Source organism: Streptomyces sp. NPDC001880 (assembly GCF_053594575.1).
This window is the reverse complement of sequence record NZ_JBSFET010000039.1, coordinates 1-24,499: the sequence shown is the minus strand read 5'-3', so window position 1 is coordinate 24,499 and position 24,499 is coordinate 1. Positions and strand designations below refer to the sequence as shown.

General features: G+C 68.5%; 19 protein-coding genes and 1 tRNA gene. 7 read left to right on the top strand and 13 right to left on the bottom strand.

Annotated elements, in window-relative coordinates; translation table 11 throughout:
• Positions 1 to 79 precede the first annotated feature (79 nt).
• From ACWCQ6_RS21280 to ACWCQ6_RS21260, 5 genes are all read left to right on the top strand, one after another.
• Positions 80 to 832, top strand: a complete 753-nt coding sequence (locus tag ACWCQ6_RS21280; RefSeq protein WP_451091392.1) for a hypothetical protein — start codon at positions 80 to 82, stop codon at positions 830 to 832.
• Positions 829 to 3,003 carry a hypothetical protein gene (locus tag ACWCQ6_RS21275; protein ID WP_451091390.1) on the top strand — a complete coding sequence of 725 codons (2,175 nt, stop codon included), beginning with the start codon at positions 829 to 831 and terminating at the stop codon, positions 3,001 to 3,003. Before ACWCQ6_RS21280 ends, ACWCQ6_RS21275 begins: the two co-directional genes overlap by 4 nt.
• 35 nt (positions 3,004 to 3,038) lie before the next feature.
• A complete protein-coding gene (locus ACWCQ6_RS21270) occupies positions 3,039 to 4,628 on the top strand; it encodes a hypothetical protein (RefSeq protein WP_451091388.1) in 1,590 nt (529 codons plus the stop codon).
• Entirely contained in the window at positions 4,625 to 5,161 is a 537-nt protein-coding gene (locus tag ACWCQ6_RS21265; protein WP_451091386.1) for a Pycsar system effector family protein, read from the top strand. The genes ACWCQ6_RS21270 and ACWCQ6_RS21265 overlap by 4 nt, the downstream gene beginning before the upstream one ends.
• 73 nt (positions 5,162 to 5,234) lie before the next feature.
• Positions 5,235 to 6,272 (top strand): M48 family metalloprotease, encoded by a 1,038-nt coding sequence (locus ACWCQ6_RS21260; RefSeq protein ID WP_451091384.1) that lies wholly within the window; start codon positions 5,235 to 5,237, stop codon positions 6,270 to 6,272.
• Positions 6,273 to 6,366: 94 nt separating this feature from the next.
• Here the strand turns inward: ACWCQ6_RS21260 and ACWCQ6_RS21255 are convergent, their stop codons facing one another.
• The 10 genes from ACWCQ6_RS21255 to ACWCQ6_RS21210 all read right to left on the bottom strand — a co-directional run bounded on the left by ACWCQ6_RS21255 (position 6,367) and on the right by ACWCQ6_RS21210 (position 19,675).
• Entirely contained in the window at positions 6,367 to 10,266 is a 3,900-nt protein-coding gene (locus ACWCQ6_RS21255) for a DNA-directed RNA polymerase subunit beta' (RefSeq protein ID WP_451091382.1), read from the bottom strand.
• A gap of 129 nt (positions 10,267 to 10,395) precedes the next feature.
• A complete protein-coding gene (gene rpoB / locus ACWCQ6_RS21250; RefSeq protein ID WP_451091380.1) occupies positions 10,396 to 13,881 on the bottom strand; it encodes a DNA-directed RNA polymerase subunit beta in 3,486 nt (1,161 codons plus the stop codon).
• Positions 13,882 to 14,499: 618 nt separating this feature from the next.
• The gene (gene rplL / locus ACWCQ6_RS21245) at positions 14,500 to 14,883 is read right to left on the bottom strand and encodes a 50S ribosomal protein L7/L12 (protein WP_362440680.1); all 384 of its coding nucleotides are present in this window, start codon (positions 14,881 to 14,883) and stop codon (positions 14,500 to 14,502) included.
• Positions 14,884 to 14,994: 111 nt separating this feature from the next.
• Positions 14,995 to 15,525 (bottom strand): 50S ribosomal protein L10, encoded by a 531-nt coding sequence (gene rplJ, locus ACWCQ6_RS21240; protein WP_451091378.1) that lies wholly within the window; start codon positions 15,523 to 15,525, stop codon positions 14,995 to 14,997.
• 275 nt (positions 15,526 to 15,800) lie between these two features.
• Entirely contained in the window at positions 15,801 to 16,703 is a 903-nt protein-coding gene (locus tag ACWCQ6_RS21235) for a hypothetical protein (RefSeq protein WP_451091376.1), read from the bottom strand.
• Positions 16,704 to 16,865: 162 nt separating this feature from the next.
• Positions 16,866 to 17,588 (bottom strand): 50S ribosomal protein L1, encoded by a 723-nt coding sequence (rplA, locus tag ACWCQ6_RS21230; protein ID WP_451091374.1) that lies wholly within the window; start codon positions 17,586 to 17,588, stop codon positions 16,866 to 16,868.
• An 81-nt stretch (positions 17,589 to 17,669) separates the two neighbouring features.
• The gene (rplK, locus tag ACWCQ6_RS21225; RefSeq protein WP_006126872.1) at positions 17,670 to 18,104 is read right to left on the bottom strand and encodes a 50S ribosomal protein L11; all 435 of its coding nucleotides are present in this window, start codon (positions 18,102 to 18,104) and stop codon (positions 17,670 to 17,672) included.
• 175 nt (positions 18,105 to 18,279) lie between these two features.
• Positions 18,280 to 19,134, bottom strand: a complete 855-nt coding sequence (gene nusG, locus ACWCQ6_RS21220; protein ID WP_451091372.1) for a transcription termination/antitermination protein NusG — start codon at positions 19,132 to 19,134, stop codon at positions 18,280 to 18,282.
• A 74-nt stretch (positions 19,135 to 19,208) separates the two neighbouring features.
• Positions 19,209 to 19,496, bottom strand: a complete 288-nt coding sequence (gene secE / locus ACWCQ6_RS21215) for a preprotein translocase subunit SecE (protein WP_451091370.1) — start codon at positions 19,494 to 19,496, stop codon at positions 19,209 to 19,211.
• A gap of 106 nt (positions 19,497 to 19,602) precedes the next feature.
• Positions 19,603 to 19,675 (bottom strand) — tRNA-Trp (locus ACWCQ6_RS21210).
• A gap of 224 nt (positions 19,676 to 19,899) precedes the next feature.
• Here ACWCQ6_RS21210 and ACWCQ6_RS21205 point away from each other — a divergent pair.
• Positions 19,900 to 21,126: a pyridoxal phosphate-dependent aminotransferase gene (locus ACWCQ6_RS21205; protein WP_451091368.1), complete on the top strand. Its 1,227-nt coding sequence runs from the start codon at positions 19,900 to 19,902 to the stop codon at positions 21,124 to 21,126.
• A gap of 121 nt (positions 21,127 to 21,247) precedes the next feature.
• On the top strand, positions 21,248 to 22,270 hold the full coding sequence (locus tag ACWCQ6_RS21200) for an adenosine deaminase (RefSeq protein ID WP_451091366.1): 1,023 nt from the start codon (positions 21,248 to 21,250) through the stop codon (positions 22,268 to 22,270).
• Positions 22,271 to 22,390: 120 nt separating this feature from the next.
• On the opposite strand, the gene ACWCQ6_RS21195 is transcribed toward ACWCQ6_RS21200, so the two are convergent.
• The 3 genes from ACWCQ6_RS21195 to ACWCQ6_RS21185 all read right to left on the bottom strand — a co-directional run.
• Complete coding sequence (locus ACWCQ6_RS21195; RefSeq protein WP_451091364.1) at positions 22,391 to 23,446, bottom strand: UDP-N-acetylmuramate dehydrogenase; 1,056 nt, start codon at positions 23,444 to 23,446, stop codon at positions 22,391 to 22,393.
• Between the two features lie 183 nt (positions 23,447 to 23,629).
• The gene (locus ACWCQ6_RS21190; RefSeq protein WP_451091362.1) at positions 23,630 to 24,058 is read right to left on the bottom strand and encodes a MaoC family dehydratase; all 429 of its coding nucleotides are present in this window, start codon (positions 24,056 to 24,058) and stop codon (positions 23,630 to 23,632) included.
• On the bottom strand, positions 24,058 to 24,499 hold a 442-nt coding region (locus ACWCQ6_RS21185; RefSeq protein ID WP_451091360.1), incomplete at its 5' end, for an FAS1-like dehydratase domain-containing protein. The genes ACWCQ6_RS21185 and ACWCQ6_RS21190, both read right to left, overlap by 1 nt.

Below are 24,499 nucleotides of genomic sequence, written 5' to 3'. Positions count from 1 at the left end.
CATCCGTCCTCACCACCGCGGCCCCTCCAGCCCCACGCTCATGTCCTCGGCCCACGGAGACACGAGCGAGAGGCATCCCATGAACGATCCGGTGAACAGCACGATCCTGCTGCTCGACATCGAGAAGTACAGCGAGCGGGACGATGTCGAGCAGGCGTATCTGCGCCGCATGCTCTACGACCTGACCGACCGGGCACTGCTGGCCGCCGGGATCGACGAGACCCGGCGGCGGCGGGCGGACCGCGGTGACTCCGTGATGGAGCTGATCGACGCCAACTGCTCGGTGGTCGCCCTGCTGCGGGCGCTGCTGACCGAGGTACCGGCCCGGTTGCGCAGCCAGAACCGGCGCGCCTCCGCCACGGCGCGGATGCGGCTGCGGGGAGTGGTCGCTTCGGGGTACGTCGCCGTGGACCCGCTCGACGGCTGGGTGGGCAGCGACCTCAACCACGCGTGCAGACTGCTGGACGCGGACGCACTGAGGACGGCGCTGCGGGCCCGCCCGGACGACTTCGCGCTCTGCGTGTCCGACCCGGTCTACCAGGGGGTCGTACGGCACAGTCACACGGGCGTCCCGGCGGAGGAGTTCCGGTCCGTCACCGTGGACAGCAAGAACGGTCCGCTCGACGCGTGGCTGCACGGTCCGCTCCCCCAGGAGCGCCCGCAGGCCACGGGCTCGGTCCCGGCCGCCCCGCCGTCGCCGGTGCCGGCCCCCGGTCCCGGCGGCGGCCCGGTCAACGGCGGCGTCTTCGGCGGGACCAACCACGGCATCGGCGGCGGCGTCTTCCACGGGGAGGTCCGTCTCGGCGACGGCGGCCGGGGCGACCGCCGGTGAGTTCCGAGGAACAGGCGCAGGGAGCCCAGCCCCCGGCCGGGGACGACCCGTCCTCCGAGGCCCCGGAGGGCCACCGGGCCGATGGGGAGACCGCGGAGGAGACCGACCAGCCGCAGCCCGCCTGGGCGGCCCGGCGGGACCTGGAGAACCACACCCCGCGGACCATGGGGTTCGGGGACGGCTCCCAGGTCGGCGGCGGCGTCTTCGGCGGGACCAACCACGGCATCGGCGGCGGCACCTTCTACGGGAACATCCTGCTGGAACGGACCGAGATCACCTACCAGTTCGGTGCTTCCTCCACGCTCCACACCTCCGGCGAGATCGCACAGTCCGCCCTGGAGGAGCTGGCGGCCTGTTTCGTCCCCGGTCGCGACGACTTCGAAGCGCTGGCCGACCGGCTCCGCGACGAGCACGTGCTGGTCCTCTCGGGCCCGCACTTCGCCGGCCGACGGACCGCCGCGCTCATGCTGCTGCACCGGCTCCACACGGATCCGGTCCGGGCGGTCGACCGGGACACCACCCCCGGGCAGCTCACGGCCGGCCTCGGCGGCGGTGAGCCGCCCGGCGGCCGGACCGGGCACATCCTGTGCGACCTGGTCACGGCGCCGGGCCGGCCGCTGCGGGAGGCGGACCTGCTCGCCGCCCGCAAGGAACTGGGCGAGGACGCGTATCTGGTGATCACCGTGGGACCGACCACCCTGCTGGAGGACGTAACAGCGGTGGACTGGCAGGCGCCCCCACAGGGCGATGTTCTCGCCGCGCACCTGAAGGTGTTGCTGGACGGTGAGGACCGCGTGCCGGAGCTGCTGTCCCTGCCCGCCGCAGCCGCGTTCCTCGAACGCAGCCATCAGCCGCGCGAGGTTGCCGAGTTCGCCCGGCTGCTGGCCGACTACTCCACCGGGAAGGGCGACACCGCACATCTCGACGGCTTCTCCCTGGTCGCGCTGGAGAACCAGGTCCAGGAGTGGTTCGAGGACGACGGGACGGTACTGCACCTGCGCGAGAAGGCGTTCCTCGTCGCACTGGCCGCCTTCGACGACGGGCCGTACGCCCTGACGGCGGAACTGGGCGATCTGCTCTACGCCTTCCTCCAGGAGACCGAGAGCGGAGTGCGGCGGGCCGCCGTCCCGGTCTTCGGTACGCACATCGGCAAACGGCTCCAGCTGGCGCGGGCGCGCCGGTTCGAGGCCGAGGAGCCCACCGAGTGGGGCCCGGTCCGCCAGGTGAAGGCCGCCTACCTCGACGAGCGGGCCCCGCTGGTACTGCTGCGCGAGATCTGGACCGGGCATCCCTCGGCGCGGCCGGCGCTCGTGCACTGGCTGCAACAGCTGGCCGGGGACGGGCGGCCCTTCGTACGCACACGCGCCGCCTCCACCGTCGCCGTCCTCGCCCACACCGATCTGCCGTCCGCCATGGCGCTGGTCATCGAGCCGTGGGCCTCCTCCCGCCTCTACCGGCACCGGCTCGTCGCCGTCAGCGCGCTCACCCTCGCCCACGTGCTGGGCACTCCCAACGTGCCGCGCATCCTCGACGCCTGGTGCGAGAGCGAGGAGTCGTCGCTGCGCTGGGTGGCCATCCGGGCCCACGGGCTGATCGGGCCGGAACGCCCCTCAAAGGCCCTGGCTGCCTTGCGCGCGGCGGCGCGGCACGAGGCGGGGCAGCCGAAGCCCGACCCGGATCTGACGGGGCAGCTCGCCGAGTCCGTGGAGCTGCTGCTGCTGTCGCCTGCGGGCGAGGACGTGATCGCTGAGCTGGTCAGGACGGTGCACGACGACCGGCCGGCGGCCGACCTCGCGCTCGGCGGCTTCCTCAGCGCCTGCCGCCGGACGGAGCAGGACGAACGCCACGGACCGCCGCGCGTCCTCTCCTGGTACGCACGGGCGTCAGCGGCGCGTACCCCCGACGCCCGGGGCATCGCCGAGCTGTGGCGCACCGCCCTGGGCGACCGGGGCCACACCCGGGACGCCCTCGACGTGCTGCGCCGCTGGGTGCTGTCGGCGGACCACGACCCCGGCACCGAGTGGGCTCTCGCCGCGCTGCTGCCCTCGCTCGTCACCGCATCGTCGGAGCACCAGCGGCTCAGCCACCTCCTGCGGACGATGCCCGGCGAGGACGGCACCGATCCCCCGTCCGTGGCGGGGCGGCTGCTGGCCGTCCTGCCCCTTCCCTGACCTGCGATCTCACCCACAGCAACAGGAGAGTGCCCATGCCCGAATTCCGCAGAACACCCGACTGGGACCAACGGGCCGACCGGGGAACGCGGTTGACCGACCCGGTGGTCACCGTCCGGCAGCTGTCCCGCTTCGGATTCGCCCGCCGCCCGCTCACTCGCATCGACCACGCCCTGGTCTTCTCGGCCCCTGACGGCTCGTACGACACCTACCTTCCGCCGGTCCGCCCCACCCGTGCCGGAGCCGCCGCGAAGCGCTACACCGCGGTGTACGAGGTCGACATGGGTGTCCACCCCGTGCGCGAGGAGATCAGCCTGCCGAGCGACGACGACGCCTTCGAATTCGGGGTGGTCGTCGAACTGTCGTGGCAGGTCGTCGATCCCGCGCGGTTCGTGGCGAGCAGGCACCGCGACGTACCGCGGTTGCTGATCGGCGAGCTGGAACAGCCGGCCCGGGCCGTCACCCGTCGCTACGCCGCCTCTCGGAGCGCGGAGGCCGAGAAGGCGCTGCTGCGGGAGGTACGTGCACAGGGTGCACTCGGCATCGGGGCCGGGCTCGCGGTGTCCTGGACCGTACGGCTGCGCGGGGACCAGGGGGTCATCGACCATGTGCAGCGCATGCGGTCCATCGACCACGCGGCCGTCGAGCAGATCCACACCGAGCGGCGCGGCAAGGAGCACGATGCCGCGATCGACCAGCGCAGCAGGGAGCAGGACGCGCTGCAGTGGGAACGGGCGGCCGAATTCGGCGCGCAGCAGCATGAATTGGCCCTGCGGCAGCAGAAGTGGCAGCACGCGGAGGCTGTCGACCGGACCCGTCGGCAGATGGAGCTTCAGCAGGTGAACGCGGAAAGGATCGCGTTCTACGAAAAGCACCTGGAACAGGGCGGGGTCCGTGCGTGGGCGCTCCATCTGGCCGACCATCCCGAAGACACCGAGCTGGTGGCGAACAGCCTGCGCCAGGACCAACTACAGGCGATCAGAGCGAAGTTGACGCTGGCCGGCGAACTCCTGAACGGTGACAGCGCGGAGAACCATGAGCTGGAGGCACCGAAGAAGATGGCGTTCCAGGCGGTGATCGATGTGTTGGACCAATATCTGCCCGGAGTCACGGCACAGAGCAACACCGCAGGCCGGCTGACGGTCTCGATGCCAAAGGACGCGCCGTGTGCGGAACCGGGAACGGCCCTGCGGGAAACGCTTCGGGCGGACCACGACCGGACCGACGGCATCGTCGCGAACGGCCGGGACACGCGCCGACTCGACGGCACACCGCTCCGCAGGGCCGAACCGGAGGAGGGCTCCCCCTTGAGCGCCTTCCCCGGCTGGCGTCCGCCGCCGGGCTACGGAAGCACGCCCCTGAGTCCGGCGGACACGGCCACGCCGTCGGCGAGTGCGGTGGACGCGGACGCCGACAGGCCCGGAGCCGCGTCGGCCGAGGCGAAACCTGCCGCAGCGTCTCCTCTCCCCCGGCCGGCCACGCCCGTCGGCCCCGCCGGGATCGCAGCGGAGGACCAGGGCGGAGCGACCGGCGCGGCCGAGCTCGCGGACACGCCGAGGACGGCGAACACGCTCCGGGCCACGGACGTGGCCGGGGCGCCGGACCAGGAGGGCCGCAGCACATGACCGACACCACCCCGTCACCGGTCCTTTCAGCGGCTCCCCCGGCCCGGAACACCGATGCCCGAACGCAGCTCCTCCTCGATCTGCGGTCCGAGATCGCTCGGGCCGACAGCAAGGCGTCCGTGCTGGTCGCCGCGCTCGGCATGACCGCAGGAGTGATCAGCGGCTGGCTGGCGGGCAGCGACTGGCGCCCGCACTCCCTCTCCGGCCCCGGCACGGTCCTGTGGTGGACGGGCACCGGCGGGCTGGCGGCCGCGCTGCTCTCCATGCTGATGGCTGTGCTGCCGCGCTACCGCAGCAGCACCTGGACCCCCGGGGCCCCGCTCACCTACTTCGCGGACATCCGACGCGCCGCCCGCCAGAACCGGTTGGCGGAAGCGCTCGACGCCACCGAAGGCGCCCCGGACATCGCGCTCGTCACGGCTCTGGCCGAGACCAGCCTGATCGCCGTGCGCAAGCACCAGTGGATACGTGCGGGGCTGCTCACCTATTCCGTGGGCGCGCTCCTGCTTCCCGCCTCGCTGCTCCTCGGCTGACGTCCCTCACCCAAAAAGGATGATCATGACCTCACGATCAGCGCCTCGACCCCGGGACCCAGGTGACCGGCCCGTGCCGGCGGACAGCGGCCCCGGACAGTCCCCGGCCGACGGCGAAACCGTTGCCTCCCCGGATCAGTACGCGACCGCCACCGAACCAGCCGATGACTTGGTGTACGAGCACGGGCCGGGCCGACGTGTGTACTACACCGCGCACCAGCGACGTGTGGACGTCACCGCACTCGGACGACTGGTGCTCGCACTGCCCACCTTCCTGATGAGCTCGCTGGTGGTGCTGCTCGTGGGTGCGGTCCTGGACGGCTTTCTCGGACTGCCGCTCTGGCTGCCGGCCGTACTCTGGCTGGCATCCGGAGCCCTGGTCTTTCATCGGCCCACGGAGGACCTTCTCGCCCGCTACCTGCTCAGTCTCCGGCGCCCGATGCCTCAGGAGGCCGCACGGCTGGAGCCGGTCTGGCAGGAGGTGACGGCCCTCGCCGGAATCGACGGAGCGCCGTATCAGCTCTGGATCGAGGAGAGCGAAGACCTCAACGCATACGCCGCCGCGGGGCACATCGTGGGGGTCACCCGGTTCGCGCTGGAACAGTTGCCGAGCACCCAACTGGCCGCCGTACTCGCCCATGAACTCGGGCACCACACCAGCGGCCATGCGTGGTCGTCCCTGCTCAGCCACTGGTACGGGCTGCCGGGCCGGGCGGTGTGGCGTGTCCTCCGCGCGACGGCCCGCCACGTCGTCACACCGGCCAGATGCGCCCTCTACCTCACCATCGGCGCCCTGCTCGTGGCGATCGGCGGCCTCTCCTGCGTTACCGCGGTGCTGTACGGGCTTCCGCTGCTTCTCCTGCTTCCGTATGTATCGGCAGCGTTGGGACGCCGTGCCGAACTCCGCGCCGACCGTCACGCCGCCGCGCTCGGATTCGCACCGAAGCTGGCCGAGGTGCTGCAGACGATGCACGCGCACGAGGTCCGTGCGCGGCAGACGGCTCTCGCCGTCACAGGGAAGCCGAAGGAGCGGAGGGCGATGGCCGCGCGGCTGCTCTCCAGCCACCCCGACTTCCCGACCCGGCTACACCATTTGCGGCACTACCTGTAGCCGCGACCACCGGTGCGGCACATCGGGACACGCCGGAGGGCGGCCACCCCGTACGAAACGGGGTGACCGCCCTCCGGTCGGTCAAGCGACTCGCTTACTGGTTGTACGGACCGTAGTCGTAGTCCTCCAGCGGAACGGCCTGGCCGGAGCCCGTGCCGAACGGCGAGTAGTCGATGTCGTCGTAGCCGACGGCCGAGTACATCGCGGCCTTGGCCTCCTCGGTCGGCTCGACCCGGATGTTGCGGTAGCGGGACAGACCCGTACCGGCCGGGATGAGCTTACCGATGATGACGTTCTCCTTGAGGCCGATGAGGCTGTCGGACTTGGCGTTGATCGCCGCATCCGTCAGGACTCGGGTCGTCTCCTGGAAGGAGGCGGCCGACAGCCAGGACTCCGTCGCCAGCGAGGCCTTGGTGATACCCATCAGCTGCGGACGGCCGGAGGCGGGGTGACCGCCCTCGGTGACCACACGACGGTTCTCGGTCTCGAACTTCGAGCGCTCGACGAGCTCGCCCGGCAGCAGCTCCGCGTCGCCGGACTCGATGATCGTCACGCGGCGCAGCATCTGCCGGATGATGATCTCGATGTGCTTGTCGTGGATCGACACACCCTGCGAGTTGTAGACCTTCTGGACCTCGCCGACCAGGTGGACCTGGACCGCGCGCTGGCCGAGGATGCGCAGCACGTCGTGCGGGTTGGTCGCACCCACGGTGAGCTTCTGGCCCACCTCGACGTGGTCGCCCTCGCCGACGAGCAGACGGGCGCGCTTCGAGATCGGGAAGGGGATCTCGTCGCTGCCGTCGTCCGGCGTGACCACGATCTTCTTGGTCTTCTCGGTCTCCTCGATCCGGACCCGGCCCGCGGACTCCGAGATCGGGGCGACACCCTTGGGCGTACGGGCTTCGAAGAGCTCGACGACTCGGGGCAGACCCTGGGTGATGTCGTCACCGGCCACACCACCGGTGTGGAAGGTACGCATCGTCAGCTGGGTACCGGGCTCACCGATGGACTGGGCGGCGATGATGCCGACCGCCTCACCGATGTCGACCAGCTTGCCGGTGGCGAGCGAGCGTCCGTAGCAGAAGGCACAGGTGCCGACCGCGGACTCGCAGGTCAGGACCGACCGGGTCTTGACCTCCTCGACGCCGTGCATGACCAGCTGGTCGATGAGCACGTCACCGAGGTCGACGTTGGCAGGCGCGATGACCTTGCCGTCGACGACGACGTCCTCGGCGAGCATGCGGGCGTAGACCGAGGTCTCGACGTCCTCCGTCTTGCGGAGCACACCGTCGGCACCCTTCTCCGCGATCTTCAGCTTGAGGCCGCGGTCGGTGCCGCAGTCCTCCTCGCGAATGATCACGTCCTGCGAGACGTCCACCAGACGACGGGTCAGGTAACCCGAGTCGGCGGTACGCAGGGCGGTGTCCGCCAGACCCTTACGGGCACCGTGCGTGGAGATGAAGTACTCCAGAACGGTGAGGCCCTCACGGAAGGACGCCTTGATGGGACGCGGGATCGTCTCGTTCTTGGCGTTGGACACCAGACCACGCATACCGGCGATCTGACGCATCTGCATCATGTTTCCTCGGGCACCCGAGTCAACCATCATGAAGATGGGGTTCGTCTTGGGGAAGTTCGCGTTCATCGCCTCGGCAACCTCGTTGGTCGCCTTGGTCCAGATCGCGATGAGCTCCTGCGTGCGCTCGTCCTTGGTGATCAGACCGCGCTCGTACTGCTTCTGGACCTTCTCGTCCTGCGCCTCGTAGCCGGCGACGATCGCCTTCTTGGCCTCGGGGACCACGACGTCGGAGATGGCCACGGTGACACCGGAACGGGTCGCCCAGTAGAAGCCCGCCGCCTTCAGGTTGTCGAGCGTCGCCGCCACGATGACCTTGGGGTAGCGCTCGGCGAGGTCGTTGACGATCTCGGAGAGCTGCTTCTTGCCGACCGAGTAGTCGACGAACGGGTAGTCCTCGGGCAGCAGCTCGTTGAAGAGCGCGCGGCCCAGGGACGTACGCAGCCGGAACGTGTCGCCCTGCTGGTACTCCTGCTCGCCCTCCTCGGCGACCGGCGGCACCCAGCCCCGCGGCGGGATGGTGCCCACCGGGAAGCGGATGTCGACCTTCGCCTGGAGCGACAACTCGCGGGCGTCGAAGGCCATGATCGCCTCGGCCGTGGAGCCGAAGGAACGGCCCTGGCCGACGACCTCGCGCTCCTCCTCGTCCGTGGTGAGGAAGAACAGGCCCAGCACCATGTCCTGGGTCGGCATGGTGACGGGACGACCGTCGGCCGGCTTCAGGATGTTGTTCGAGGACAGCATCAGGATGCGGGCCTCGGCCTGCGCCTCCGCGGAGAGCGGCAGGTGGACGGCCATCTGGTCACCGTCGAAGTCCGCGTTGAACGCGGTGCAGACGAGCGGGTGGATCTGGATGGCCTTGCCCTCGACCAGCTGCGGCTCGAAGGCCTGGATGCCGAGGCGGTGCAGGGTCGGTGCACGGTTCAGCAGCACCGGGTGCTCGGCGATGACCTCTTCGAGGACGTCGTACACCACGGTGCGGCCGCGCTCGACCATGCGCTTGGCCGACTTGATGTTCTGCGCGTGGTTCAGGTCGACCAGGCGCTTCATCACGAACGGCTTGAAGAGCTCCAGCGCCATGGCCTTCGGCAGACCGCACTGGTGCAGCTTGAGCTGCGGGCCGACGACGATCACGGAACGCGCGGAGTAGTCCACACGCTTACCGAGAAGGTTCTGACGGAATCGACCCTGCTTGCCCTTCAGCATGTCGCTGAGGGACTTCAGCGGGCGGTTGCCGGGACCGGTGACCGGGCGACCGCGGCGGCCGTTGTCGAACAGCGCGTCGACGGCCTCCTGCAGCATCCGCTTCTCGTTGTTCACGATGATCTCGGGGGCACCGAGGTCGAGGAGACGCTTGAGGCGGTTGTTGCGGTTGATCACACGGCGGTACAGGTCGTTCAGGTCGGAGGTCGCGAAGCGGCCACCGTCCAGCTGCACCATCGGACGCAGGTCCGGCGGGATGACCGGCACGCAGTCGAGCACCATGCCCTTGGGCTTGTTGCTGGTCTGCAGGAACGCGGAGACGACCTTGAGGCGCTTGAGCGCACGGGTCTTCTTCTGGCCCTTGCCGGTACGGATGATCTCGCGGAGGCGCTCGGCCTCCTCGTCGAGGTCGAAGGACTCCAGGCGCTTCTGCAGCGCGGCGGCGCCCATGCAGCCGTCGAAGTACGTGCCGAAGCGGTCACGCAGCTCGCGGTAGAGCAGCTCGTCGCCCTCCAGGTCCTGGACCTTGAGGTTCTTGAAGCGGCTCCACACCTCGTCGAGGCGGTCGATCTCGCGCTGCGCACGGTCGCGCAGCTGCTTCATCTCGCGCTCGGCACCTTCGCGCACCTTGCGGCGCACGTCGGCCTTGGCGCCCTCGGCCTCCAGCTCGGCCAGGTCGGTCTCGAGCTTCTTGGCGCGGGCTTCCAGGTCGGCGTCGCGGCGGTTCTCGATCTGCTGACGCTCGACGGAGACGTGCGCCTCCAGCGAGGGCAGGTCGCGCGTACGGCGCTCCTCGTCCACGAACGTGATCATGTACGCGGCGAAGTAGATGACCTTTTCCAGGTCCTTCGGCGCGAGGTCGAGGAGGTAGCCCAGGCGCGACGGGACGCCCTTGAAGTACCAGATGTGGGTGACGGGAGCGGCAAGCTCGATGTGGCCCATGCGCTCACGGCGCACCTTGGCGCGCGTGACCTCGACGCCACAGCGCTCACAGATGATGCCCTTGAAGCGGACACGCTTGTACTTGCCGCAGTAGCACTCCCAGTCCCGGGTCGGACCGAAGATCTTCTCGCAGAAGAGTCCGTCCTTTTCGGGCTTGAGCGTGCGGTAGTTGATGGTCTCCGGCTTCTTCACTTCGCCGTGGGACCAGGTCCGGATGTCGTCCGCGGTGGCAAGGCCGATCCGCAGCTCGTCGAAGAAGTTGACGTCGAGCACTTGTCGTCAATCCCTCTTTCGGGGGTTCGAGCCCCCTCGCGTCAGGCGAGAAATCGGGGCACTTCAGCAATGGTCTGAACGGGTCCGGGGAGAGCCGGCCGGATCACGGGGATCCGGCCGGCCAACCCGTCAGACCTCTTCGACGCTGCTCGGCTCGCGCCGGGACAGGTCGATACCGAGCTCCTCCGCCGCGCGGAAGACGTCCTCGTCGGTGTCGCGCATCTCGATGGACATGCCGTCCGAGGACAGCACCTCCACGTTGAGGCAGAGCGACTGCATTTCCTTGATGAGCACCTTGAAGGACTCAGGGATGCCCGGCTCAGGGATGTTCTCGCCCTTGACGATGGCCTCGTAGACCTTCACGCGACCGGTCACGTCGTCGGACTTGATCGTCAGGAGCTCCTGGAGGGCGTATGCGGCACCGTATGCCTCAAGGGCCCACACCTCCATCTCACCGAATCGCTGTCCACCGAACTGGGCCTTACCACCCAGCGGCTGCTGGGTGATCATGGAGTACGGGCCCGTCGAACGAGCGTGCAGCTTGTCGTCGACGAGGTGGTGCAGCTTGAGGATGTACATGTAGCCGACCGAGACCGGGTCCGGGAACGGCTCGCCGGAGCGGCCGTCGAACAGCTTGGCCTTGCCGGAGGGCTGCACCAGGCGGTCGCCGTCGCGGTTCGGGATCGTGGCCTCGAAGAGACCGGAGATCTCGTCCTCGCGCGCACCGTCGAAGACGGGGGTGGCGACGTTGGTGCCGGGGGCGACCTGGTCGGCGCCGATGGCCTGCAGGCGCTTGGCCCACTCGTCACCGAGGCCGGAGACGTCCCAGCCGCGGCTGGCGAGCCAGCCGAGGTGGATCTCCAGAACCTGTCCCGGGTTCATTCGGGACGGGACACCCAGCGGGTTGAGGATGATGTCGACCGGGGTGCCGTCCTCCAGGAACGGCATGTCCTCGATCGGCAGGATCTTCGAGATGACGCCCTTGTTGCCGTGACGGCCGGCGAGCTTGTCACCGTCGGTGATCTTGCGCTTCTGCGCGACGTAGACGCGGACCAGCTGGTTCACGCCCGGCGGCAGCTCGTCGCCCTCTTCGCGGTCGAAGACGCGGACGCCGATGACCTTGCCGATCTCACCGTGCGGCACCTTCAGCGAGGTGTCGCGCACCTCGCGCGCCTTCTCACCGAAGATCGCGCGGAGCAGACGCTCCTCGGGAGTCAGCTCGGTCTCACCCTTGGGCGTGACCTTGCCGACGAGGATGTCACCGGCGACGACCTCGGCACCGATACGGATGATGCCGCGCTCGTCGAGGTCGGCGAGGACCTCCTCGGAGACGTTCGGGATGTCCCGGGTGATCTCCTCCGGGCCGAGCTTGGTGTCACGGGCGTCGACCTCGTGCTCCTCGATGTGGATCGAGGAGAGGACGTCGTCCTGCACGAGGCGCTGCGACAGGATGATCGCGTCCTCGTAGTTGTGACCCTCCCACGGCATGAACGCCACGAGCAGGTTCTTGCCGAGGGCCATCTCACCGTTCTCGGTGGCCGGACCGTCGGCGAGGACCTGGTCGGCGACGACCCGGTCGCCCTCGGAGACGACAACCTTCTGGTTGACCGAGGTGCCCTGGTTGGAGCGCATGAACTTGGCGATGCGGTACGTGGTGTACGTGCCGTCGTCGTTGGTGACGGTGATGTAGTCCGCGGAGACCTCCTGGACCACACCGTCCTTCTCGGCCTTGAGCACGTCGCCGGCGTCGGTGGCGCAGCGGTACTCCATGCCGGTACCGACGAGCGGGGCCTCCGACTTAATCAGCGGCACCGCCTGACGCATCATGTTCGCGCCCATGAGGGCACGGTTGGCGTCGTCGTGCTCCAGGAAGGGGATCATCGCGGTCGCGACGGACACCATCTGGCGCGGCGAGACGTCCATGTAGTCGACGTCCGCGGCAGACACGTAGTCGACCTCTCCGCCACGGCGGCGGACCAGGACGCGGGGCTCGACGAAGCGCAGTTCCTCGGAGAGGGGCGCGTTCGCCTGGGCGATGACGAAGCGGTCCTCCTCGTCGGCGGTCAGGTAGTCGACCTCGTCGGTGACCTGGCCGTCGAGGACCTTGCGGTACGGCGTCTCGATGAAACCGAACGCGTTGATCCGGCCGTAGGAGGCCAGCGAGCCGATCAGACCGATGTTCGGGCCTTCGGGCGTCTCGATCGGGCACATGCGGCCGTAGTGCGACGGGTGCACGTCACGGACCTCGAAGCCGGCCCGCTCACGGGAGAGACCACCCGGGCCGAGGGCGTTGAGACGACGCTTGTGCGTCAGGCCCGACAGCGGGTTGTTCTGGTCCATGAACTGGGACAGCTGGCTGGTACCGAAGAACTCCTTGATGGAGGCGACGACCGGCCGGATGTTGATCAGGGTCTGCGGCGTGATCGCCTCGACGTCCTGGGTGGTCATGCGCTCGCGCACGACGCGCTCCATACGGGCGAGACCCGTACGGACCTGGTTCTGGATCAGCTCACCGACGTTACGGATACGGCGGTTGCCGAAGTGGTCGATGTCATCGGTCTCGACCATGATCGAGCGGCCGGACTCGCCGACCGTCTCGGTCTCACCGGCGTGCAGCTTGACCAGGTACTTGATCGTCGCGATGACGTCGTCGCTGGTGAGCACACCGGCGTCCAGCGGCTCGTCGGCGCCGAGCTTCTTGTTCACCTTGTAGCGGCCGACCTTCGCGAGGTCGTAGCGCTTCGGGTTGAAGTAGAGGTTCTCGAGCAGCGTCTGAGCGGCCTCACGGGTGGGCGGCTCGCCCGGACGCAGCTTGCGGTAGATGTCGAGCAGCGCGTCGTCCTGGCCCTGGGTGTGGTCCTTCTCCAGGGTGGCGCGCATCGACTCGTACTCGCCGAACTCCTCCAGGATCTGCTCGGTCGTCCAGCCGAGAGCCTTCAGGAGAACGGTGACGGACTGCTTGCGCTTGCGGTCGATGCGCACACCGACCATGTCGCGCTTGTCGATCTCCATCTCCAGCCAGGCACCCCGGGACGGGATGATCTTGGCGGAGAAGATGTCCTTGTCGGACGTCTTGTCGATGGAGGAGTCGAAGTAGACACCCGGCGAGCGGACCAGCTGCGACACGACGACACGCTCGGTGCCGTTGATGACGAAGGTGCCCTTGTTGGTCATGAGCGGGAAGTCGCCCATGAAGACCGTCTGGGACTTGATCTCGCCGGTCTCGTTGTTGGTGAACTCAGCGGTGACGAAGAGCGGGGCGGCGTACGTGAAGTCGCGCTCCTTGCACTCGTCGATCGAGTTCTTCGGGGGCTCGAAGCGGTGGTCGCGGAAAGTCAGCGACATCGACCCGGAGAAGTCCTCGATCGGCGAGATCTCCTCGAAGATCTCTTCCAGGCCGGACTTGGTCGGGACGTTCTGTCCGCTGTCCAGAGCAGCCTCGACGCGAGCCTTCCATGCGGCATTGCCGAGGAGCCAGTCAAAGCTCTCGGTCTGCAGCGCGAGGAGGTTCGGAACCTCGAGGGGCTCCTTGATTTTTGCAAAGGAGATGCGCAGCGGGGCGGTGCTGGCACCGTTGTTCGTATTCGCGGTCGAGGCGTTGCGCGAGGCGGCCAAGAGGGGGTCCTTCCGAGGGCTCGGACTCACTACGCGCGTACCGGTCCCAAGCCGGACACGGTGACAGTCAATTCCTGATTCGACCGAAAAGGCCAGGTCAGAGACGTTCAGTCATCGATGCTGAAGCGAGGGCATGCCCCTGGTGACGGGCAGGGGGCAGCTAACAGGCAGCGCAAAGGGTCAGTGTAGCCAAACGGCACACTGATGTCCAGTCGGGGTTCTCAGAGACCCACGTTGCTCTCAACAGCTGTTCTCAACACCTATGGCTAGCCCTTGCGCGTGGTGCGCTCTTCTTTACTGCCCGCTTCTCCCACGATCCATGCCTCGAATTCGGATCGATGTGACGACGCGTCCTGAGAATTGCGCGCCGCGTGCGGTTCGTCAAGGCCCCCCTGCGGGGACGGAGCCCCGAGGTCCTCACCCGACCGCCTCCCGGCGCCGGTCGGCCGCCACGGAGAGGCAACGGCGAAGATCACCATACTCGTCACCGCTGGAAGAGCAAGGCAGCAGCCTCGGGCACGCCGAAGGGCGACCACCCGGATGGGTGATCGCCCTTCGTGTGATGACGTCCGTGCCGTGCGGCAGGGGGCGTCAGAAGGAGTCAGCAGACTCCCTGAGTCACTTGACCTCGACGGAAGCGCCGGCGGCCTTGAGGGACTCGGCAGCCTTCTCGGCGGCCTCCTTGGCGACCTTCTCGAGGACCGGCTTCGGGGTGCCGTCGACGAGGTCCTTGGCCTCCTTCAGGCCCAGCGAGGTCAGCTCACGCACGACCTTGATGACCTGGATCTTCTTCTCGCCGGCGCCGGTGAGGATGACGTCGAACTCGTCCTGCTCCTCGACGGCCTCAGCAGCGGCACCGGGGGCACCCGGGGCAGCAACGGCGACCGCGGCGGCGGCGGTGACGTCGAACTTCGCCTCGAAGGCCTTCACGAACTCGGAGAGCTCGATGAGGGTCATCTCTTCGAACTGCGCGAGCAGGTCGTCCTGGGACAGCTTCGCCATGATGGCGTCCTTCCACTAATTCGGCTGGTGCCGGATGTACATGTAGGCGGGCGTACGTTCGGCCCGCTGCGACCGTCGCCCTGGCGGGCGGCGATCAATGCGCGAGCCGAATTACTCGGCACCGCCCTGCTCGGCCTGCTTGGCACGAAGCGCCTCCGCGGTGCGGACGAACTTCGACGGCAGCGCCTGGAAGAGCTGAGCAGCCTGAGACTGCTTGCCCTTGAAGGCACCGGCCAGCTTGCTGAGCAGAACCTCGCGGGACTCGAGGTCCGCAAGCTTCTTGATCTCATCGGCGGACAGCGCCTTGCCATCAAGGACACCGCCCTTGATGATCAGGTTCGGGTTCTCCTTGGCGAAGTCACGAAGACCCTTCGCCGACTCCACCGGGTCACCGGTGATGAAGGCAACCGCCGTCGGACCAGTGAAGTGGTCGTCCAGCGAAGTGATCCCGGCCTCGTTGGCCGCAATCTTGGTCAGCGTGTTCTTCACCACGGCGTACTGGGCGTTCTCACCGAGCGAACGACGCAGCGTCTTGAGCTGCGCCACGGTGAGACCCCGGTACTCGGTCAGCACGGCGGCGTTCGAGCTGCGGAACTGGTCCGCGAGCTCGGCTACCGCGGCAGCCTTGTCGGGCCTTGCCATGAGCGTCGGCCTCCTTCCGGGTGATGAGGACCGCTCAGAAGGGGCCGGGAAAGACGAAACGCCCCGGCGCGGGCGCCAGGGCGTAGCTCGACCGAACGATATCCGGGAGCTTTCCACAGTCACCTGCGCAGGTCGCCCGTGCTCAACGGATCCTTCGGTCGCTGTTCCCTCTTGCGAGAGCACAGCAACGACCAGCGGTCTTTGGCTTCTGTAGGAGAGTACGCGACCGTGGTCGCGCTGAGCAAATCCGTCCCGCTCCGGGCGGCCCGGGACGGTCAGGACGCGCCCGAACCCGTTCCCTGCTGCTGCTTCAGGAGCTCGGTGAAGTCGACCGTGTCGGAGGCCGGGGGCTGCTCGGCCGAGACCTTCGTACCGTAGTCGCTGTAGTACACCGTGGAATTGAGCTCGCCCGTCTTCATCTGGCCGCGCTCGGTCTTCTTGACCAGCAGGTCGTTGTCGTCGACCCAGATGTCGACCGTCTCCGTGGTGATGCCGGCGTCGCTCAGCTGCTTCTTCAGCTGCTCCAGCTGGTCGGCGTCGAGCTCGGAGTTCTTCGCGGTCAGGGCGGCGACATCGACGGTGCCGGAGTAGTGCGTGGTGGAGACGCCCCGGACGTCCTCCTTGCCGACCTTCTTCACGTCGCCGGAGGCGAGCAGCGACTTCACGCCCTGGTCCGGGGTGGTGTTCTGCATCTGCTGCTTCATGGCCTCGCCGGAGGCGCCCGCCATCTTGGCGAGGTCGGCGTAGTCGTAGCTGATCCAGTGCTTGCCGCCGGTCTGCTGCGCGAAGCCGTCGCCCATGTTGACGACGTAGCCGTCCTTGAAGTAGCGGGCCTGCATCGTGCCGTTGCCGCCGGTCTGCTTCATGGCGTCCGCCATGCTGCCGCCGGTGTACGTGATCTCCATGGCGCCGGTGAGACCGTCGGTCCAGTCGATGGTGCCGGTCTGCTTCATGGACATGGTGGTGCCCATCTGGGTGGTGCCCTCGACCTTCGCCGAGCTCTGCCCACCGGTCTTCTTCTGGACGTCGAGCAGCGCGGCGATCGGGTCGGCCTTCACGACGCCGCTGCCCTTGTTGTCGCTCTTGCCGCTGTCCGATCCGCTGCAGGCCGCGACCGACGTCAGCGTCGCCGCCACTGCCACCGACAGACACACGCGTCGCACGGTACTGGTCCTCATATCAGCTTCCACCCCTCGTTCGGCTCTGTCGGGGCCTCACGCTAACGCACGGCTCCGACACAGCCTTCGGCGATACGGATACGAGGACGGGCCCCGCACCTCGAAAGGTTGCGGGGCCCGTCAATGTCACACGTGACGCGGCGTACTGCCGAGCGCGAGGGCTCAGACGGCGGCCGGGTCCTCCTCGACGAGGAGGTTACGGGTGCGGTTGGCGTCCAGCGGGATGCCGGGGCCCATCGTGGTGGTCAGGGCGGCCTTCTTGATGTAGCGGCCCTTGGCTGCGGACGGCTTCAGACGGAGGACTTCCTCCAGCGCCGCTGCGTAGTTCTCCACCAGCTTGGTGTCGTCGAACGAGACCTTGCCGATGATGAAGTGCAGGTTCGAGTGCTTGTCGACGCGGAACTCGATCTTGCCGCCCTTGATGTCGTTGACAGCCTTGGCGACATCGGGGGTGACGGTGCCGGTCTTCGGGTTCGGCATCAGACCACGCGGACCGAGCACTCGGCCGAGGCGGCCGACCTTGCCCATGAGGTCCGGGGTGGCGACGACGGCGTCGAAGTCCAGACGGCCCTTCGCCACCTCGTCGATGAGCTCGTCGGCGCCGACGATGTCGGCGCCCGCGGCTTCCGCGGCCGCAGCACGGTCACCGGTCGCGAAGACCAGGACCCGGGCGGTCTTGCCGGTGCCGTGCGGGAGGTTCACGGTGCCACGGACCATCTGGTCGGCCTTGCGGGGGTCGACACCCAGACGGAAGGCGACCTCGACAGTGCCGTCGAACTTCGTGGTCGCGATCTCCTTGGCGAGACGGACGGCCTCGAGCGGGGCGTAGAGGCGCTCCCGGTCGACCTTGGCGTCCGCAGCCCGGAGGTTCTTGCTGCGCTTCACTGCTACTCCTGTGGTTTCAGAGTGTGGAGTCGTGGTGCGGGCCAGCGCTTGGCCCTACCACTGAGGACGTGAGGGGCTGAATCAGCCTTCGACCGTGATGCCCATGGAACGGGCGGTGCCGGCGATGATCTTCGACGCGGCGTCGAGGTCGTTGGCGTTCAGGTCGGGGAGCTTCGTCGTGGCGATCTCGCGGACCTGGGCCGCCGTGAGCTTGGCGACCTTGGTCTTGTGCGGCTCGCCGGAGCCCTTCTCCACGCCCGCGGCCTTGAGGATCAGCTTGGCGGCCGGCGGCGTCTTGGTGACGAAGGTGAAGGAGCGGTCCTCGTAGACCGTGATCTCCACCGGCACGACCATGCCACGCTGCGACTCGGTCGCGGCGTTGTAGGCCTTGCAGAACTCCATGATGTTGACGCCGTGCTGACCGAGCGCGGGGCCGACCGGCGGGGCCGGGTTGGCCGCACCAGCGTTGATCTGGAGCTTGATAAGCCCCGTGACCTTCTTCTTCTTGGGAGGCATTGCTCTCTCCGGGTCCTAGTGAGAGTGTTTCGCCGCCGTCCGTTCATCCGGATGGAGGCATACCGCGCAACGATAACGGGTATAGCTGCGCGACCAAAAACCGAGCAGGTCAGACGGGCTTCTCAGCCGGTCTGACCTGCTCGGTAGGCATGTGTCCAGGAACGGGCGGAAGCCGCTAGTTCTTCTGGATCTGGTCGAAGCTGAGCTCCACCGGGGTCTCGCGGCCGAAGATCTCGACGAGGCCCTTGACCTTCTTCGAGTCGGCGTTGATCTCGTTGATCGTCGCCTGCAGCGTCGCGAACGGGCCGTCGGTGACGGTGACCGAGTCGCCGACCTCGAAGTCGAGCACCTGGACCTCGACCTTGCGGGCCGGAGCCGGCTTGCCCTCGGCCTCAGCGGCTTCGCGGGCGGCCTTCTCCTCGGCCTCCGGGGCGAGCATCTTGACGATCTCGTCCAGGGTCAGCGGGTACGGGTCGTAGGCATTGCCCACGAAGCCGGTGACGCCGGGCGTGTTGCGGACGACGCCCCAGGACTCGTTCGTCAGGTCCATGCGCACCAGGACGTAGCCCGGGAGCTTGTTCTGGCGGACGTTCTTGCGCTCGCCGTTCTTGATCTGGACGATCTCTTCCTCGGGCACTTCGGCCTGGTAGATGAAGTCCTCGACGTTGAGCGATACGGCGCGCTGCTCCAGGTTGGCCTTCACGCGCTTCTCGTAGCCGGCGTACGTGTGGATGACGTACCACTCGCCGGGCAGGCCGCGCAGCTCGTCACGCAGGGCGGCGACGGCGTCGACGGGGGCGGCCTGCTCGGCCTCCTCCTCGTCGCTCTCGGCGTCGGCCTCCGCGGCCTCTTCCTCGTCGTCGTCGTGCACGGCGGCCTGCTCGGCGGGCTCACCAGCGGCGGCGTCGGCAGCTTCGGCCTGGTCCGGCTCCTCGGCGTCCGCCGCCTCGACGATGTCGAGCTCGTCCTCGGCGGACTCGAAGGCGCCCGCCGTCGGCTCGTCGGCGTCGTTCAGGTTCGGGTCAGACACGGTGGCTGCTTCTTCCTGGATTACAAATGGGTGGAACATGCGAAAGGGGCGCCCATGAGGCGCCCTCCGCGGGATCAGCCGAAGACGTACTTGATGGCCCGCTGGAATCCGAAGTCAATCACGGTAACCAGACCGATCATGACGACGACGAAGACAATCACCACGCTGGTGTACGTCGTCAGCTGACTACGGGTCGGCCAGACGACCTTGCGCAACTCGGCGACGATCTGGCGGTAGAACAGCGCGAGGCGACCCAGAGGGCCCTTCTTTCCGCGCTTGCCGCCCTTCCGGGTCTTCTTCTTCGACTCGGGTACTTCATCCTCGGCATCAGGCATGTCGATGGAGCCCACGGCGTCCGTCACGCTTCTCACCTGATTCCGGGTCATGGCCGTGCCGCGCCCGGTGGAGCCGCACGGCGGTGCATTGAAGTACGTACATGCGCACACATCCTGGCGAAGGAGTGTGTAGCAGGGCCGGAGGGACTTGAACCCCCAACCGCTGGTTTTGGAGACCAGTGCTCTACCAATTGAGCTACGACCCTTTGTGGTTTCCACCAACCTACCGCATCTCCCCGGATGCTTCCGGTGCAGGAACGGTGCGGCTGGTGAAGGCCAACGACAGGTGAGTGTACGTGCTCAGCGGCCCGACGTCGAACAGATAGCTCCAGACCGCTCCTGGTCGCTTGTTGTCCGCATGCTGTCCGAGTCGTGTCCGGTCCCTGAAACCCCTGCGCCGACGGGGATCGCGGTCTGGGACCATGGGGCCATGAGCGCTGCAACTTCCCCCTCCGAGCGCCGGGTCTCCGCCCGCATCGGTGCGATCTCCGAATCCGCCACTCTCGCCGTCGACGCCAAGGCCAAGGCTCTCAAGGCCGCCGGCCGTCCGGTGATCGGCTTCGGTGCCGGTGAGCCCGACTTCCCGACCCCCGGCTACATCGTCGAGGCCGCGATCGAGGCCTGCCGCAACCCGAAGTACCACCGCTACACCCCGGCAGGAGGCCTCCCGGAGCTCAAGGCCGCCATTGCGGAGAAGACGCTGCGCGACTCCGGCTACGAGGTCGACGCCTCGCAGGTTCTGGTGACCAACGGCGGCAAGCAGGCCATCTACGAGGCCTTCGCCGCGATTCTCGACCCGGGCGACGAGGTCATCGTCCCCGCCCCGTACTGGACCACCTACCCCGAGTCGATCCGGCTGGCCGGCGGTGTCCCGGTGGAGGTCGTGGCCGACGAGACCACCGGCTACCGGGTCTCCGTGGAACAGCTGGAGGCGGCGCGCACCGAGCGCACGAAGGTCGTCCTGTTCGTCTCGCCGTCGAACCCCACCGGCGCCGTGTACAGCGAGGCCGACGCCGAGGCGATCGGCCGCTGGGCCGTCGAGCACGGCCTGTGGGTGCTGACCGACGAGATCTACGAACACCTGGTCTACGGCGACGCGAAGTTCACCTCGCTGCCCGCGATCGTGCCCGAGCTGCGCGACAAGTGCATCGTGGTCAACGGTGTCGCCAAGACGTACGCGATGACCGGCTGGCGGGTGGGCTGGATCGTCGGCCCGAAGGACGTCGTCAAGGCCGCGACCAACCTCCAGTCGCACGCCACGTCCAACGTCTCCAACGTGGCCCAGGTCGCCGCGCTGGCCGCCGTCTCCGGAAGCCTGGACGCGGTCGCCGAGATGCGTACCGCCTTCGACCGGCGCCGGCGGACCATCGTGCGGATGCTCAACGAGATCGACGGGGTGCTGTGCCCGGAGCCCGAGGGCGCGTTCTACGCGTACCCCTCGGTGAAGGAGCTGCTCGGCAAGGAGATCCGCGGCAAGCGCCCGGCCACCTCCGTCGAGCTGGCGGCGCTGATCCTGGACGAGGCCGAGGTCGCGGTCGTGCCGGGCGAGGCCTTCGGTACGCCGGGCTACCTCCGCCTCTCGTACGCGCTGGGCGACGAGGACCTCGTCGAGGGCGTCTCACGGATCCAGAAGCTGCTGGGCGAGGCCAAGGCGTAGCGCATCCCGCACCTTCGGAAGCGACCCCCGGCTCCGGCCGGGGGTCGCTTCCGCGTTCGGGCGTCAACCCGATGGGGAAAGCGGCTACCGCTCGACCCCACGTGTGGGGCAGGATCCTGGGATGGAGCGTGATGTACGGCTGTTGCCCAAGGCCCACCTGCACCTGCATTTCACCGGGTCGATGCGGCCGACGACCCTGCTCGAACTCGCCGACAAGTACGGCGTGCACCTGCCGGACGCCCTGACCGGCGGCGAACCGCCCAAGCTGCGGGCCACGGACGAGCGCGGATGGTTCCGCTTCCAGCGGCTCTACGACATCGCCCGGTCCTGTCTCAGGGCCCCCGAGGACATTCAGCGGCTGGTGCGTGAGACGGCCCAGGAGGACGTCGCGGACGGCTCCGGCTGGCTGGAGATCCAGGTCGACCCCACTTCGTACGCCCCGCTGCTCGGCGGGCTGATCCCGGCGATCGAGATCATCCTGGACGCGGTGGACAGCGCCTCGCGCGAGACGGGGCTGCCGATCCGGGTGGTGATCGCGGCGAACCGGATGAAGCATCCGCTGGACGCCAGGACGCTCGCCCGGCTCGCGGTGCGGTACATGGACCGGGGAGTGGTCGGATTCGGCCTTTCCAACGACGAGCGGCGCGGAATGGCCCGGGACTTCGACCGGGCCTTCGCCATCGCCCGCGAGGGCGGGCTGCTGGCGGCGCCGCACGGCGGCGAGCTGTCCGGCCCCGCCAGCGTGCGGGACTGCCTGGACGATCTCGACGCGGCCAGGATCGGGCACGGCGTACGGGCCGCCGAGGACCCGCGGCTGCTGCGCAGGCTGGCGGAGCGCCGGGTGACCTGCGAGGTCTGCCCGTCGTCGAACGTGGCGCTGGGCGTCTACGAGAAGCCCGCCGACGTACCCCTGCGCAAGCTGTTCGAGGCCGGGGTGCCGATGGCGCTGGGCGCGGACGATCCGCTGCTCTTCGGTTCCCGGCTGGCCGCGCAGTACGACCTCGTGCGGCGCCATCACGCGTTCACGGACGAGGAGCTCGCGGAGCTGGCCCGGCAGTCGGTACGAGGCTCCGCCGCACCCGACCCGGTCCGGGCGGAGCTGCTGGCGGGCGTGGACGACTGGCTGGCGAAGCCCGCGGGCTAGGGCCTGTCCGGCGGATCAGGGCCGGGGTCGCGGCAGGCAACGTTCGCCCCGTCGCGACGCCCGGCACGCACTCTCGCCGCACCGGACGCCGTTGACGGGCAAACGTTGCCTGCCTCGGCACTAGAGACTCACGCCGACCGTCACCGGTTCGTTGACGAGCGTGATGCCGAAGGCCTCGCGGACCCCGGCGACGACCTCGCGGGCGAGCGCGAGGAGGTCCTCGGTGGTCGCATCGCCGCGGTTGGTGAGGGCGAGGGTGTGCTTGGTGGAGATACGGGCCGGTCCGGCGCCGTATCCCTTGGTGAAACCGGCCTTGTCGATGAGCCAGGCCGCCGAGGTCTTGACGCGTCCCCCGTCCGCGGGGAAGGCGGGGGGCGTCGTCCCGGGGCCGAGCCGGTCCTCGGCTCGGGCGAGGAACGCCTCGTACTCCACCTCCTCCAGGATCGGGTTGGTGAAGAAGGAGCCCGCCGACCAGGAGTCGTGGTCCTCCGGGTCCAGCACCATGCCCTTGCCGGCGCGGAGCGCGAGCACCGTTTCGCGGGCGGCCGCCGCGGGCACCCGCTCGCCCTGTTCGACGCCCATGGCGCGGGCCGTCTCGGCGTACCGCAGCGGCGCGGAGAGACCGCCCGCATCCTCCAACTCGAAGCGGACACGCAGCACCACAAAACGGTCGGGTTCGGCCTTGAAACGACTGTGCCGGTACGCGAACGCGCAGTCGGCGTTCGGGATGGTGACCGTTTCCTCGGTGCGCCGGTCGTAGGCGACGACCTCCGTGATGGTGGCGGAGACCTCCTGGCCGTACGCGCCGACGTTCTGGATCGGTGTCGCACCCGCGGAGCCCGGGATTCCGGCCAGGCACTCGATGCCCGCGAGGCCGGCTTCGACGGTGCGGGCCACGGCGTCCGTCCAGATCTCACCGGCGGCGAGCTCCAGCGTCGTACCGTTCAGCGCGAAGCCCTTGGTCGCGATACGCAGGGCGGTGCCGTCGAAGCCCTTGTCGCCGATGACCAGGTTGCTGCCGCCGCCGATGACGAGGAGCGGGGTGCCGCTCCCGTCGGCCTCGCGCACGGCTTCGATCACTTCGGCGTCGGTGGTCGCCGTGAGGAGGCGGGAGGCGGGGCCGCCCAGCCGGAAGGTGGTCAGGGGGGCGAGGGGGGCGTCATGGAGTTCCTGCACGGGGACAAGGGTACGGTCCGCGCCCCCACGGCTCGGGTGGGGCACGGACCGTACACGTGGAACCGCGGCTCGGGCGGCGACGGGGCAAGCTCCTCGGCCACCGCGGGCAACCGGTCCGCGGGCGCGGATGAGGGGCACGGCCCCGTGGACCGTGCCCCTCGCCCCCTGTCGCGCGGTACGGCCTCAGCCGAGCCGCACCACGGCGCGGGACATGCCCAGCACCTTCTTGCCCTCGCTCATGGCCGTCAGGTCCACCCGCACCTGCTTGTCGTCCAGCAGGGCGGCGACCTTGGCTCCGACCTCGATCAGGGCGCCCTCGTCGTCGTTCGGCACGACGACCGGCTTGGTGAACCGCACCCCGTACTCGACGACCGCACCCGGGTCACCGACCCAGTCCGTGACCACCCGGATCGCCTCGGCCATGGTGAACATGCCGTGCGCGATCACGTCCGGCAGCCCGACCTCTCGGGCGAACTTCTCGTTCCAGTGGATCGGGTTGAAGTCACCGGAGGCGCCCGCGTACTGCACCAGCGTCGCCCGGGTCACCTTGAAGGACTGTGCCGGCAGCTCCGTACCGACCTCGACCGACTCGTATGCGACCTTCGCCGTCATCACGCCTCCTCGGCGGCGCGCGCCACCAGCTTCGTCCACGCGGTCACGACATGTTCACCGGACTCGTCATGGACCTCGCCGCGGATGTCCAGGATGTCGTTGCCCGCCAAGGACTTGATGCCCTCGATCGTCGAGGTGACCGTCAGCCGGTCCCCCGCCCGGACGGGGCGCGCATAGGCGAACTTCTGGTCGCCGTGCACCACCCGGCTGTAGTCCAGTCCCAGCTGCGGATCCTGCACCACCTGCCCGGCGGCCTTGAAGGTGATCGAGAAGACGAAAGTCGGCGGCGCGATCACATCGCTGTGGCCGAACGCCTTGGCTGCCTCCGGGTCGACGTACACCGGATTCGGGTCGCCCACCGCCTCGGCGAACTCGCGGATCTTCTCCCGGCCGACTTCGTACGGCGGGGTGGGCGGATAGGTCCGCCCGACGAAGGACTGG

Bases quoted from the DNA above. Each gene is read 5' to 3' on its own strand.
- ACWCQ6_RS21280 (WP_451091392.1), top strand. From the start codon at position 80: ATGAACGATCCGGTGAACAGCACGATCCTGCTGCTCGACATCGAGAAG.
- ACWCQ6_RS21270 (WP_451091388.1), top strand. From the start codon at position 3,039: ATGCCCGAATTCCGCAGAACACCCGACTGGGACCAACGGGCCGACCGG.
- ACWCQ6_RS21265 (WP_451091386.1), top strand. From the start codon at position 4,625: ATGACCGACACCACCCCGTCACCGGTCCTTTCAGCGGCTCCCCCGGCC.
- rplL (WP_362440680.1), bottom strand. From the start codon at position 14,883: ATGGCGAAGCTGTCCCAGGACGACCTGCTCGCGCAGTTCGAAGAGATG.
- rplJ (WP_451091378.1), bottom strand. From the start codon at position 15,525: ATGGCAAGGCCCGACAAGGCTGCCGCGGTAGCCGAGCTCGCGGACCAG.
- ACWCQ6_RS21235 (WP_451091376.1), bottom strand. From the start codon at position 16,703: ATGAGGACCAGTACCGTGCGACGCGTGTGTCTGTCGGTGGCAGTGGCG.
- rplK (WP_006126872.1), bottom strand. From the start codon at position 18,104: ATGCCTCCCAAGAAGAAGAAGGTCACGGGGCTTATCAAGCTCCAGATC.
- ACWCQ6_RS21205 (WP_451091368.1), top strand. From the start codon at position 19,900: ATGAGCGCTGCAACTTCCCCCTCCGAGCGCCGGGTCTCCGCCCGCATC.
- ACWCQ6_RS21200 (WP_451091366.1), top strand. From the start codon at position 21,248: ATGGAGCGTGATGTACGGCTGTTGCCCAAGGCCCACCTGCACCTGCAT.
- ACWCQ6_RS21190 (WP_451091362.1), bottom strand. From the start codon at position 24,058: ATGACGGCGAAGGTCGCATACGAGTCGGTCGAGGTCGGTACGGAGCTG.